Genomic DNA, 12,335 nt, shown 5'->3' with positions numbered 1-12,335 from the left:
GGAGGAACCTATGGCAAAAGCTGACAAAAACCGGTTTAAAACCATTATTGACCTTGAAACGCTTAATCGCATCAATGAGGAAGGCTGTCCGGCCTGCGGTCGAAAGTTTACACTGGGCGAACCGGTGGTACTGGCCTGCGGTGCCTGGGAGGGGGAGCCCAAATTCGTTCATGAAAATGAGGCCACCTTTGATGCGGCCACAGCGACCTACATCGAAAACCGCTGTTATGCGTCACGCAAAGGGTAAACTCACCAGACTCAAACTTGAACGCTTGAAAAATCCTTAGGCCACCGAAACCCCCTCTGATGTTCTGAGGCATCTGATGGTTACCTTCAAACAGACCTGCGGCACCCGTATGACAGCCAATGCCGCTGATAGGTGCGCCAATTTCAGGCATCATGTGTTCCGAAGGTTTCCATACAGGATGAATTGAAGGCCTGGGTTGTTTTTTTCCCAGCTGTTACCCTTGATCACCGACCCAAAAACCTCACCACTAGACCTGCCGGTTTACATCTTAAGTTTTAGCCCCAATTGACCGATATATATCAAGGTTATTTTTGAATTTGGCAGTGCAGTCGCAAACGTCTGCAACCAAATCAATTGCCCCTGATTTTTACCTTAATTTTAATTTATTTCAATTGCTTATAGGTTTTAGAGGCGAGGAATGAGCAAAAAAAAGCGGTTGATGAACCTGGACAATATGGGTCTGATTATCATTGGGGCGGGTGTTTCTCTGTTCTATTATTATTTTGAAAAGACCATTTTAGCCAGTGAAACACTGGCCATTGTCATCACGGCCGGCATTATTTTGCTCATCAGTTTGTGCACCCAGCTACTGGTAAACAGCATCAACAAATCCAAAGAAGCCCTGCGCGAAGCCAATGAAACGCTGGAAATCAAGGTCAAAGAGCGCACCGCCGAACTGCGTGAATCCGAGATGAAATATCGGACCATATTTGAAAATACCGGGACCGCAACGGTGATTGTCGAAAAAGATACGACCATCTCTCTGGCAAATTCAGAGTTTGCCAGTATGACCGGATTCCAAAAAAAAGAAATAGAAAGTTTAAAGTCCTGGCTGCAATTCATGGATGAAAAAACGCAGCGCAAAATACAAAATGGTGAAGTCATACCGGAACATTCAGATTATCATCCGATGGCGCCCCACTTTGAATGTACCTTCATCGATAAAGAAGGCAAACAAAAGGATATGTTGTGCTCATTGGCCAATATCCCGGGCTCTGATAAAAGCGTCGTCACCTTAGCCGATATTACTGAGCTCAAGGAGGCTGAACGTCAAATCTATCATCAGGCATTTCATGACACGCTTACCAATTTGCCGAATCGGGCGCTTTTCATGGAACATTTAAACATGGCGCTCAAACGCGCCAAACGTCGCGATGATTATTATTTTGCCGTTTTATATTTGGATATAGATCGCTTTAAGCTGGTCAATGACAGCCTCGGCCACAGCGTCGGTGACCAACTCATCAAGGCCTTTGCCAATCGGATCAAAGATTCGCTCAGAGACCTCGATATCTTGGCACGCTTTGGCGGAGATGAATTTGTCATCCTGCTTGAAGACATTGAAAATAGCGAATACGCCAGTGGCGTGGCTGATCGGCTACAGCAAGAGCTCAAGCGTCCGTTTATGATTGAAAACAAGGAGGTTTTTGCACCGGCCAGTTTCGGTGTGGTACTCAACACCCGGGACTACGATGACGCTGAAAACATCATCAGGGACGCAGATGCCGCAATGTACCATGCCAAAGAAAACGGCAAGGCCCAGTATAAAATCTTTGATAAAACGCTGCACAAAAAAGCGCTGCACTTGTTGGAACGAGAGACGGATTTGCGCAAAGCCGTCAACAAAAACGAGTTTGAAAATCATTACCAGCCCATAGTGGATTTGCAGACCGCATCGCTGGTGGGCTTTGAGGCCCTCATTCGCTGGAACCATCCCCAACTGGGCCTTATATATCCCGGTTCATTTATTTCAATTGCTGAAGAGACAGGCTTGATTGTCCCCATCACCCAGCTAATTGCCCAAAAGGCTTGTGAGGATCTGTGTCGCTGGCAGGACCAGCTTAAAGACAAGCTCAAACTGACAATGAATATCAACCTCTCCAGCAAACATTTTCTATCCCCTACCCTGCTGGATGATATTAAAGAGATTCTAAACCAGACCGGTATGCCACCCCAGCAACTCAAACTGGAAATCACCGAAACGGCCCTGATGGAGGATGCAGATGAAACCATCCGACTGGTGCACCGGCTAAAGGACCTGGGTTTACACCTGGTGATCGACGACTTTGGAACCGGCTACTCTTCTTTAAGCTATCTGCAGCGTCTGCCAATTGATACCTTGAAGGTGGATCGCAGTTTTGTATCAAGAATTAAATCTGAGCCGGACGGCAACCGCAATATCGTTGAGGCCATCATCTCGCTGGCGCATCGTTTAAAAATGATGGTGGTTGCCGAAGGAGTGGAGACCGAAGAACAATTTGCTATTTTGCTAGAGATGAATTGTCAATTTGGGCAGGGCTATTTGTTTTCCAAACCACTGAGCAAAGCCGATGTCGATAAGCTGATTGATAACATCTTAAAATTGGCGCAGGAAACCCCGGGCACCCCATTTTCGCTGCCGGCGATGCTGTCAAATTGATTCTAACCTACCCAATCCGCACAATTATGGTATAATCAAAGCGTTGGTTGACGAATGACTCTGTATTGGAGTAATGGAGTACTGGAGCAATGGAGTCATATAGAGAATTAAACCATCAATATCAGGGCAGTTTTCCTATCCAATACTCCAGCACTCCAGTTAAATTTTAATCTTTTCTAAAATTTATAAAGACACAGCCACTATGAACATAGAAGATTTATCCATAGAGCAGCTGGCCGGTCAACGCCTGATGGTCGGATTTGAAGGCAAGCAATTTAATCAGGACCTCGAGCATCTCATTGGAGATCTCAAGGTTGGCGGGATCATTCTATTTTCACAAAATACCGAAACCCCGGCACAGGTAAGACAACTGTGCGATGACGCTCAGGCATGTGCCCGCGCCAACCAGCAGCCACCGCTGATCATTGCCATCGACCAGGAAGGCGGCCAGGTCGCCAGACTGAAGGCGCCCTTTACAGAATTTCCCGGAAATCCGTCAATGAACGATGTCGATGATGCCATATTTTTTGCCGACACGACAGCAGCCGAATTAACCCGGGCCGGCATCAATATGAACCTGGCCCCCGTATTAGATGTCGCTCCGCGGGAAGTCAGCAGTATCATGGCCGCGCGCGCCTTTGGCCACGATCCCAGATGGGTTTCCAAGATGGGGCTGACCGTTATATCACATTTGCAGCAACACCACATCATGGCGGTGGCGAAACACTTTCCCGGAATTGGACGAACAGTTGCAGATTCGCATGTTGAGCTTCCCACCTGTGACCATAGCCTTGCTGAAATAAAATCCTGCGATCTGATACCCTTTGCCGATAGCATTGCACAGCAAGTCGCGGGGGTGATGCTATCGCATGTGATCTATCCGCAAATTGATACCCGATGGCCGGCCAGCCTATCTGAAGAAATCGCCCAAAACCTGTTGCGCGAGCAAATGGGCTTTACCGGCATCTCAATGACAGATGATTTGGACATGGGCGCCATTGTCGAGCATTATGATATCAAAACCGCGGTTCGCCAAATTATCCGGGCCGGTATTGATATTGCCCTGATCTGCCACAAAGGTCCTAACATCGCCATTGCCTATGAAGAAATTGTGAATGCTGTAGATCGTGCAGATGAAATCAAAGACATGGGGTTGGCTTCGGTGAAGAGAATTTTGACCCTCAAACAGAATTACATCCAGATTTAAAAATTGAGGATGTTTTCGGATCTTGCCATTTGGCGGATTAGCGACTGCGGCTGAAAACATCATCGCTCAGCCGAACCTGCATACCCGCCTTTAAGTAGTGAAAACCAGTTGCTGCAATCATGGCGGCATTATCGCCGCACAGGTTAACGGCAGGAATGTGGACTTTCAACCCCCTGCGGTCAGCATCTCGTCGGACGGTCTGTCTTAAACCGCTGTTGGCAGCCACTCCGCCAACCACCGCAATATGCTCACAATCCTTGATGCGAGCCGCATGAATTAACTTGTAAGCCAGTACTTCCACCACTGCCGCCTGAAAACCGGCTGCGATATCGGCAATCCGACTGTTCACGTCAGCTCGATGTTTGTCGACATAATGACGAACGGCAGTCTTGATGCCGCTGAAGCTAAAATCAAAATCGGCTTTATTCAGATACGGACGCGTAAATGCGATCTGTTGCGGGTCGCCGTCCTTGGCCAGGCGATCGATCACCCCGCCCCCCGGGTAGCCCAACCCAAGTAACTTGGCAACTTTATCAAAGGCTTCGCCAGCGGCATCATCACGTGTTTGCCCCATCAATTCAATGGCAGTGTGAGAGGTGACATAATAGATACCCGTATGCCCACCGGATGCCAATAAAGCCACAAATGGAAATGGCGGGGGGTCAGGTTCCAGAAACACCGAGTTGATGTGGGCTTCCAGATGATTCACTCCAACCAGCGGAACGCCCAGACCATAAGCGTATGCTTTGGCAAACGAGAAGCCCACCAGCAAAGCACCGACCAGTCCGGGACCACGGGTGACCGCCATGGCATCGATCTGACGGATTTTTAGGCCCGAATCGCTGATTGCCTCTGCAACGACGGGGACAATGGCTTCAATATGCTTTCGGGAAGCAAGTTCCGGCACGACGCCGCCGTATCGATGATGCACTTCCATCTGAGAAGATATCGTTGATGACAAAACTGCGGTTCCGTTCTGAACGACGGCTGCGGCGGTTTCATCACAGGATGATTCGATACCGAGGATATACATACATCTCTCACTAGTTGATCCGGAGTCGTGTTGGTTGCCTGCCGGATGTGAAAACAGGCCGTTTGATTCATTTCTTAGCGACGGGTGGCAGGAAAATTTTTACGGTCATCCTATCGGTTTTTGTCCTCAGGCCTTTACGGTTTGCGTTTGCGAAGCAATACTCTCCGAGTATCGGTTTTACCGCCACCTCACCCCTTGCAGAGCGCACCACTGGTTTGCCCCTCCGCAATCCAACTGAACAACCGACCAATTTTATTTAGCCCCTTCAGTCGTCTGCCAAGGGGGGCCCGTTTTGCATTCTGGTGGCGGGTCATATTCAATCCCATATCAAACGCCGGCCTGTTTCTTTACAGTCAAGTATTTCCCCGATAATATAGGCACGCTCGTCGAGCGCTTCAATGCGTTGCACAACATCTACGACGGCATGATCGGGTACGACAACAATCATGCCGATACCCATATTAAATGCGCGGGCCATTTCCTTTTTGGTGATATTTCCACCCTGCTGCAAAAAAGCAAAAACCGGCGGAATATCCCAGCTTTCTTCGCGAATCAGTATGCTGCAAGCCTGGGGAACAATCCTGACGATATTATCTGATATGCCGCCACCGGTAATATGCGCGATTCCATGGATCGGCAGGTCCTTTATGAGGGCTGCAATGACAGCAGCGTAGATCTTGGTGGGGATCAACAATTCTTCGCCAATGGTCCTTCCCAGTTCCGCAACGTGTTCGTCAATTTTTAAACCCAGGGTTTCAAAGCAAACCTTGCGCGCAAGAGAGTACCCGTTGCTATGAAGGCCGCTGGAGGCAATGCCAATCAGCTTATGCCCAACCCGTATCTCTGTTCCGTCGATGATCTTGCTGTTGTCCACAACGCCGACGGCGAAACCGGCCAAATCATATTCATCGGCCGTATAAAACCCGGGCATTTCAGCGGTTTCACCCCCCAATAAAGCGCATTGCGCCAACTGGCATCCCTGAGCAATACCGGTAATGACATCGGTGGCGCGCTGATTGTCGAGTTTTCCCATGGACAGATAATCGAGAAAGAAAAGTGGCTTTGCACCTTGAACTATGATATCGTTGGCGCACATCGCCACCAGATCAATGCCGACGGTATCGTGTTTATCGAGCATAAACGCGATCTTAAGCTTGGTCCCAACCCCATCGGTCGAGCTTACCAAAACTGGTCTTTCCAGATTCGCCAGATTTAGCGAAAAAAGACCGCCAAAACCGCCGATATCGCTCATGACACCGGCACGCGCCGTTTTTTTTGCAATCTCTCCGATGGCATCAACCAGCTTATTGGCCTTGTCTATGTCGACACCAGCGTCAGCATATGTTAACGAATCTTTCATGGAGATCTCCTGTGTTTTGCGACAATTACATGGATCGCGGTAATTCGGGTCAGTTCAAAAATGCTACTGGGCTTTAATGAGGTCTCGTTAAAATTAAAGAAAAACCCTTGAAAATTAATCCGATCCAGCATAAAAGTCAAAGCAATTTTTTCGGTTCAAGTGCTGGATCGCAAGTAAAATCGTTGTTTTGAGACACCTGCTGGAGGCGTTATATGACATCAGGCGTCACAAACCGAATTTGGAGCAGCCGATGTTTACATTTGCGCGATTGGACCGCTTGCCGCCGTATGTCTTTGCAACCGTCAACGAGCTAAAAATGAAAGCCCGGCGAGCGGGCGAAGATATAATTGACCTGGGTATGGGAAATCCGGACTTGGGAACTCCGCAGCATATTGTCGACAAGCTGATTGAATCCGCCCAAAAACAGCATAACCATCGATACTCCGCTTCAATGGGAATTACTAAACTGCGAATGGCCATAGCAGACTGGTACGGGCGCAGATTCAATGTCGATATCGACGCGAACACAGAAGCGATTGCGACCATTGGCGTCAAGGAAGGTATGTCGCATTTAATTCTGGTCACGATTCGGCCCGGGGATGTCGTTTTTACGCCCAATCCAACCTACCCCATCCATCCATATTCAGCCATCATTTCCGGTGGTGATGTCCGAGGGATACCGCTGGGACCCGAGGCCGATTTTTTTGAGAACCTGCTTGCGGCCACCAAAACCACCTGGCCGCGACCCAAAGTGTTGACCATCAGCTATCCGCATAACCCCACCACCGAGGTTGTTGATTTGGCTTTTTTTGAAAAAATTGTTGCATATGCCCAAGAGCACAACATTATGGTGATCCATGATTTTGCCTATGCAGACCTGGTGTTCGACGGTTATAAGGCACCGAGCTTTCTGCAGGCCAAAGGCGCCAAAGACGTCGGTGTCGAGTTTTTCTCTTTGTCAAAAAGCTACAGTATGCCGGGCTGGCGCGTTGGGTTTTGTGTGGGCAATGCCCAAATTGTGGCCGCCTTAAGCCGCATCAAAAGCTACCTTGATTATGGCATTTTTCAACCGATCCAAATTGCTTCGATCATTGCCCTAAACGGACCTTATGATTGTGTTGAAAACATCCGTGATACCTACAAGGAAAGACGGGATGCACTGGTGAATGGTCTCAATCGTATCGGTTGGAATATTCAGACGCCCAAAGGCACTATGTTTGTATGGGCAAAGATACCTGATAAATTTTTAGAAATGGGATCGGTCGAATTTGCCAAGCTCCTGATCCAAGAGGCGCAAGTGGCGGTTTCACCGGGTCTAGGATTCGGCGAATACGGAGATGCATATGTGCGATTTGCGTTGATTGAAAATCCGATGCGGATTAGTCAGGCCATCCGCGGTATCCGCAAAGTGATGTGATGCTGGCTCCCGGCCACTGGCTGCTGGTTTATTACGTCAGCGGGCGGGCATTAAGCCCGCCCCTACACCAAAATGTTTGATCGTTCTTGTAGGGGCGGGGTTTATCCCCGCCCGCAAAACATGCCAAATTGTCAGCAGTCGGCAGCCAGAAGCAAGAAGCCAGTAGCAATAAATCTGAAGAACCGAAAATGACCAAAAATGTTTAGATCGAAAGATAAAGGAGTAATTTAAATGAAAACGATAAACATAGGTTTGCTTGGTTGCGGCACTGTGGGCACCGGGGTAGCAAAATTACTGCTTGAAAGCTATCCGGTGATTGCCTCACGGCTGGGCGCGACGCTGCACCTCAAACGGATCGCCGATATTGATATCGAAACAGACCGAGGGCTTTCGTTTGCACCTGGTGTGTTGACCACAGATGCCCAGGCGGTCGTTGATGATCCCGACATCGATATTGTCGTTGAAATGATTGGCGGCGAAGGCATTGCCAAAGAACTTATTTTAAAAGCCATAGAAAACGGCAAACAGGTGATTACGGCCAACAAAGCGCTGTTGGCCAGTCAGGGCAATACGCTGTTTGCGGCGGCTGCAGAGAAAAACGTTGATCTGGCATACGAGGCTGCAGTAGGCGGGTGTATGCCGATCATCAAATCGATGCGCGAATCATTGGTTGCCAATCAGATCCATTCAATGACCGGTATTCTCAACGGGACCTGTAATTATATTTTAACTAAAATTTCCGACGAGAGAATGCCGTTTGACGAAGCCTTGGCGGAAGCGCAGCAAAAAGGCTATGCGGAAGCCAATCCTTCCCTTGATGTCGATGGAATCGACACAGCGCATAAAATCGCTATTTTAACAGCGTTGGCATATGGAATGAACATTAACCTGCCAGACGTTTACATTGAAGGCATCTCAAAAATTACACCGCTGGACGTAGAATTTGCAGAGCATTTTGGATATCGTATCAAGCTGTTGGCTATCAGCAAAAACAAAGGCAACCAGGTAGAGGCCCGGGTTCACCCAACCATGATTCCGTTTGACAACCTGCTTTCAAGTGTGAGCGGCACAGTAAATGCCGTCATGGTTTCCGGTGATGCGGTCGGGGATATCATGCTCTATGGCCGAGGCGCCGGCATGATGCCCACTGCCAGTGCCGTCATCAGTGATGCGGTGGATATCGCCCGTAACCTAATGGCCGGAACGACGCGCCGCATTCCAGCCCTTTCAGTGCAAAGAGAGCATATTGAAAACATCACCATCATGCCAATGGATCAAATTATCACCCATTATTATTTTCGTTTTGCGTTGCTTGATAAGCCGGGTGTATTGTCGGCCATCTCCGGAATTTTGGGCCAAAATGACATCAGTATTCAATCGATGCAGCAAAAAGGAAGGAAAACCAATGGGTCTGTGCCGGTTGTTATGGTCAGTCACCAGGCCAAAGAAGCGGATGTCCAAAAAGCGCTGGCTGAAATCGACCGTTTGGATGTGGTCAGCCAGCCGACAATGCTGATTCGAATTGAAGACGAAAAATTAGATTAACGCTTACTTAAAACGGTTAACAGAAGCTGGAAAAACCCTATGTATATCGTATGCGCTGATATGGAAGGTATTTTTACACCGGAAATCTGGATTAATGTGGCTGAAAGAACTGGCATCGATGAGCTCAGGCTAACGACCCGCGATATATCCGACTATGACGTGTTGATGAAAAAGCGGCTTGCCATTTTGGATAAACACGGTTTGAAACTTCAGGATATCCAGGCGGTCATCGCTAAAATGGCGCCATTGGAAGGCGCCTTGGATTTTCTGAACTGGCTCCGATCTCAGCTTCAGGTTATTATTGTTTCGGACACCTATGTGGAATTTGCCAGCCCATTGCTTGAGAAGCTGGGCTGGCCAACGCTTTTTTGCAACACCCTTTCGGTTGCAGCCGATGGAAAGATTTCCAATTATGTGCTGCGGCAAAAAGATGGCAAAAAAATGGTGGCCAGTGCGCTTCAAAATCTGAACTATAAGGTGATTGCCATTGGCGATTCATATAATGACATCACCATGCTCCAGGTGGCTGAAAAGGCCATTTTGTTTCGCCCGCCTGATAATGTAGAAGCAGAATTCCCACAGTTTCCGGTAACGACAACCTATGCTGAAATAACGCATGAAATCCAAAAAATTATCAATTGACAGGAGCCTTGATATCGAGGACAGTCATGCTCACGCATAAAACCACCTGCCGTGTGATTTATGGCGACACGGATAACATGGGCCAGGCATATTATGGCAACTACTTCAGATGGTTTGAAATGGGTCGTAACGAACTATTCCGATCCATGGGTCTTACCTATCTGGAGGCTGAGAGTCGGGGGTTATTTTTACCGGTAGCAGAAACCTATTGTAAATACCTGTCACCGGCAAAGTATGACGATCTTTTAGTCATCGAAACGGTGCTGGACACCGGCCTAAAAAGCGCTATTAAATTTGACTATCAGATATTCAACCAAGACGATCAAACCCTTCTGGCCCAGGGATATACCAAACATGCCTGCCTGAATCGTGACGGCAAAGTGGTTCGCCCACCCAAGTTTATCAAAGAAATCATTGAGAAAAATAGTCAAAAACCTTAAACTAAGGTGGATGTCGCCATATCAGCGCATCGTTAGCATTAAATTTCATTTCCCTGGAAACCCGACGAAATGACAATCGATATGAAAAAAATGGCAGGATGTCGCATCCTTGTAGTGGGCGATTTGATGTTGGATGCCTATCTTTGGGGCCAAGCCCAGCGCATTTCACCGGAAGCGCCTGTTCAGGTGGTATCGGTTACCAGCGAGGAGCACACGCTTGGTGGCGCTGGTAATGTCATCAGCAACCTTGCAGCCCTGGAGGCCAACGTCTCTGCCGTCGGTGTGATCGGTTCCGGATCTGACGGTCAACGGGTTCTTGACCAGTTGAATCGCTTGGCTGTTGACACCGCAGGAATCATCCGGGACGCGCAGCGACCGACGACGCGTAAAACCCGCGTCATTGCCAATCATCAACATGTGCTTCGATATGACAAAGAAGTTAAAACTGAAATCAGTCAGCCCATAGGTGACCAGGTTTCGCGCTGTGCGCAAGAAATGATGGTCGGATGCGATGTGATCCTGGTTTCTGATTACGGCAAGGGGCTTGTTACCAGCGCGCTGATGAAACAATTAGCTGCGGCTGCGCAACAGCACGGCAAACTGCTTATTGTCGACCCGAAAGGTCTTAATTTTGAAAAATATGCCGGGGCATCCGTCATTACACCCAATCAAAAAGAAACCGCCCTAGCGGCAGGTATCGATATTGTTGATGAACAGACCCTGACAGAAGCTGCCAGGCGTCTAATGGATAAAATCGGCATCGATAGAATTCTGGTCACCTGCGGCAAAGACGGCATGGTCTATTTTGAAGGTATGGCTCGCCCTTACCGCATCGGCACAAAGGCCCGCCAGGTGTTCGATGTGTCAGGTGCCGGTGATACGGTGTTGGCTGTTTTGGGCCTGGGAATTGCAGCTGGTTATACACCCAAGCAAGCGGTTGCACTGGCAAACACAGCTGCTGGAATCGTTGTCGGCAAGGTGGGCACCGCCACCGTTTCGGCCGCGGAGCTGGCCGCCGAACTGAATTTGATTCCAGATCCCACCTTATCCAAACAAAAAACGGTGGCAGAGCTTTCAGCTGTTGCGCAAAAACTTCATAAAACCGGCAAACGCATCGTGCTGACCAATGGATGCTTTGACCTGCTGCATGTCGGGCACATTAAGCTACTGTCTGCATCCAAGCAACTGGGCGATGTACTGGTGGTCGCCATTGATGACGACGCTTCCATAGAAAAACTCAAAGGCCCCGGACGCCCGGTGATCAAAGCATACGAGCGTTTGCGAATCATCAGCGCTCTGGACAGCGTGGATTATGTGGTTGCCTTTTCATCTGACCAATTGGGCAAGCTGATTGAAACCCTGCGCCCGGCTGTGCTTACCAAAGGCAGCAATTACGAAGCCGACGCCGTTTTGGGGCGTGACATCGTGGAACGTTTCGGTGGGCGCATAGAAATTATCCCTGTCACCGAAGACATCTCCGCCACCCGCATCATTAACGAGATCAAAAATAATTAATCAGATGGTTTTTCTTAGGGAAAATCCGCAAGGCATATTATTTAAAGTTCTTGTTCAACCCCGATCGTCAAAAAACATGATCGTTGGTTTGCATGCGGACAGTATTAAAATCAAATTGACGGCCCCTCCGGTTGACGGGGCAGCCAACAAAGCTTGCCTTAAATTCTTGGCCAAGTGCCTGTCAGTAGCGCCTTCTTCTCTGGAAATCGTATCCGGAAAACATCGCCGGACTAAAACGATTCTGTTAAAACCCAAACAGACACCCCCATCTGAAGCAGAATATGCCGATCTAAAAAAACGCATCCATCGACTGACAACATCGCCGCTATAGCAGAACGATTGCATAACCGCATCAACGACCCAAAGAAAGCGCTTGACTAATTCCCCAGAAATGACTATCTATTTCCACCTTAAAAATAAACTGATGCGGGGTGGAGCAGTCTGGTAGCTCGTCGGGCTCATAACCCGAAGGTCGGTGGTTCGAATCCGCCCCCCGCTACCAAAATAATA

11 protein-coding genes and 1 tRNA gene are annotated in these 12,335 nt (G+C 48.6%); 10 read left to right on the top strand and 2 right to left on the bottom strand.

Going from position 1 to position 12,335, the window contains the following annotated elements; translation table 11 throughout:
• Positions 1–10: 10 nt before the first annotated feature.
• The 3 genes from QNJ26_07295 (at position 11) to nagZ (ending at position 3,873) form a co-directional block, all read left to right on the top strand.
• Entirely contained in the window at positions 11–247 is a 237-nt protein-coding gene (locus tag QNJ26_07295; protein ID MDJ0985332.1) for a hypothetical protein, read from the top strand.
• A 418-nt stretch (positions 248–665) separates the two neighbouring features.
• Complete coding sequence (locus QNJ26_07290; protein MDJ0985331.1) at positions 666–2,666, top strand: bifunctional diguanylate cyclase/phosphodiesterase; 2,001 nt, start codon at positions 666–668, stop codon at positions 2,664–2,666.
• Positions 2,667–2,868: 202 nt separating this feature from the next.
• Positions 2,869–3,873: a beta-N-acetylhexosaminidase gene (gene nagZ / locus QNJ26_07285; GenBank protein MDJ0985330.1), complete on the top strand. Its 1,005-nt coding sequence runs from the start codon at positions 2,869–2,871 to the stop codon at positions 3,871–3,873.
• A 37-nt stretch (positions 3,874–3,910) separates the two neighbouring features.
• Here nagZ and tsaD read toward each other — a convergent pair whose 3' ends face one another.
• Both tsaD and purM read right to left on the bottom strand, forming a co-directional pair.
• Positions 3,911–4,906 carry a tRNA (adenosine(37)-N6)-threonylcarbamoyltransferase complex transferase subunit TsaD gene (gene tsaD / locus QNJ26_07280; GenBank protein MDJ0985329.1) on the bottom strand — a complete coding sequence of 332 codons (996 nt, stop codon included), beginning with the start codon at positions 4,904–4,906 and terminating at the stop codon, positions 3,911–3,913.
• Between the two features lie 316 nt (positions 4,907–5,222).
• Positions 5,223–6,266, bottom strand: coding sequence for a phosphoribosylformylglycinamidine cyclo-ligase (purM, locus tag QNJ26_07275; protein ID MDJ0985328.1), 1,044 nt, complete (start codon positions 6,264–6,266; stop codon positions 5,223–5,225).
• Between the two features lie 250 nt (positions 6,267–6,516).
• Here purM and QNJ26_07270 point away from each other — a divergent pair, with 250 nt between their 5' ends.
• The 7 genes from QNJ26_07270 (at position 6,517) to QNJ26_07240 (ending at position 12,327) form a co-directional block, all read left to right on the top strand.
• Positions 6,517–7,683: an aminotransferase class I/II-fold pyridoxal phosphate-dependent enzyme gene (locus QNJ26_07270; protein MDJ0985327.1), complete on the top strand. Its 1,167-nt coding sequence runs from the start codon at positions 6,517–6,519 to the stop codon at positions 7,681–7,683.
• A 231-nt stretch (positions 7,684–7,914) separates the two neighbouring features.
• Complete coding sequence (locus QNJ26_07265; GenBank protein MDJ0985326.1) at positions 7,915–9,228, top strand: homoserine dehydrogenase; 1,314 nt, start codon at positions 7,915–7,917, stop codon at positions 9,226–9,228.
• Positions 9,229–9,267: 39 nt separating this feature from the next.
• Complete coding sequence (gene thrH, locus QNJ26_07260; protein MDJ0985325.1) at positions 9,268–9,870, top strand: bifunctional phosphoserine phosphatase/homoserine phosphotransferase ThrH; 603 nt, start codon at positions 9,268–9,270, stop codon at positions 9,868–9,870.
• 26 nt (positions 9,871–9,896) lie between these two features.
• Positions 9,897–10,310 (top strand): thioesterase family protein, encoded by a 414-nt coding sequence (locus tag QNJ26_07255; protein ID MDJ0985324.1) that lies wholly within the window; start codon positions 9,897–9,899, stop codon positions 10,308–10,310.
• 81 nt (positions 10,311–10,391) lie between these two features.
• Positions 10,392–11,825: a D-glycero-beta-D-manno-heptose-7-phosphate kinase gene (gene rfaE1, locus QNJ26_07250; GenBank protein MDJ0985323.1), complete on the top strand. Its 1,434-nt coding sequence runs from the start codon at positions 10,392–10,394 to the stop codon at positions 11,823–11,825.
• Between the two features lie 4 nt (positions 11,826–11,829).
• Positions 11,830–12,156, top strand: a complete 327-nt coding sequence (locus QNJ26_07245) for a DUF167 domain-containing protein (protein ID MDJ0985322.1) — start codon at positions 11,830–11,832, stop codon at positions 12,154–12,156.
• A 94-nt stretch (positions 12,157–12,250) separates the two neighbouring features.
• Positions 12,251–12,327: transfer RNA gene (locus QNJ26_07240), tRNA-Met, on the top strand.
• The last annotated feature ends 8 nt before the right edge of the window (positions 12,328–12,335 follow it).

Source organism: Desulfobacterales bacterium, from assembly GCA_030066985.1.
Lineage (GTDB): Bacteria > Desulfobacterota > Desulfobacteria > Desulfobacterales > JAHEIW01 > JAHEIW01.
This window is presented reverse-complemented; position numbering and strand designations above follow the sequence as displayed.

Excerpts from the sequence above, each read along its gene's own strand:
- QNJ26_07295 (MDJ0985332.1), top strand. The coding sequence starts at position 11 with ATGGCAAAAGCTGACAAAAACCGGTTTAAAACCATTATTGACCTTGAA.
- QNJ26_07290 (MDJ0985331.1), top strand. The coding sequence starts at position 666 with ATGAGCAAAAAAAAGCGGTTGATGAACCTGGACAATATGGGTCTGATT.
- nagZ (MDJ0985330.1), top strand. The coding sequence starts at position 2,869 with ATGAACATAGAAGATTTATCCATAGAGCAGCTGGCCGGTCAACGCCTG.
- tsaD (MDJ0985329.1), bottom strand. The coding sequence starts at position 4,906 with ATGTATATCCTCGGTATCGAATCATCCTGTGATGAAACCGCCGCAGCC.
- purM (MDJ0985328.1), bottom strand. The coding sequence starts at position 6,266 with ATGAAAGATTCGTTAACATATGCTGACGCTGGTGTCGACATAGACAAG.
- QNJ26_07270 (MDJ0985327.1), top strand. The coding sequence starts at position 6,517 with ATGTTTACATTTGCGCGATTGGACCGCTTGCCGCCGTATGTCTTTGCA.
- QNJ26_07265 (MDJ0985326.1), top strand. The coding sequence starts at position 7,915 with ATGAAAACGATAAACATAGGTTTGCTTGGTTGCGGCACTGTGGGCACC.
- thrH (MDJ0985325.1), top strand. The coding sequence starts at position 9,268 with ATGTATATCGTATGCGCTGATATGGAAGGTATTTTTACACCGGAAATC.
- QNJ26_07255 (MDJ0985324.1), top strand. The coding sequence starts at position 9,897 with ATGCTCACGCATAAAACCACCTGCCGTGTGATTTATGGCGACACGGAT.
- rfaE1 (MDJ0985323.1), top strand. The coding sequence starts at position 10,392 with ATGAAAAAAATGGCAGGATGTCGCATCCTTGTAGTGGGCGATTTGATG.
- QNJ26_07245 (MDJ0985322.1), top strand. The coding sequence starts at position 11,830 with ATGGTTTTTCTTAGGGAAAATCCGCAAGGCATATTATTTAAAGTTCTT.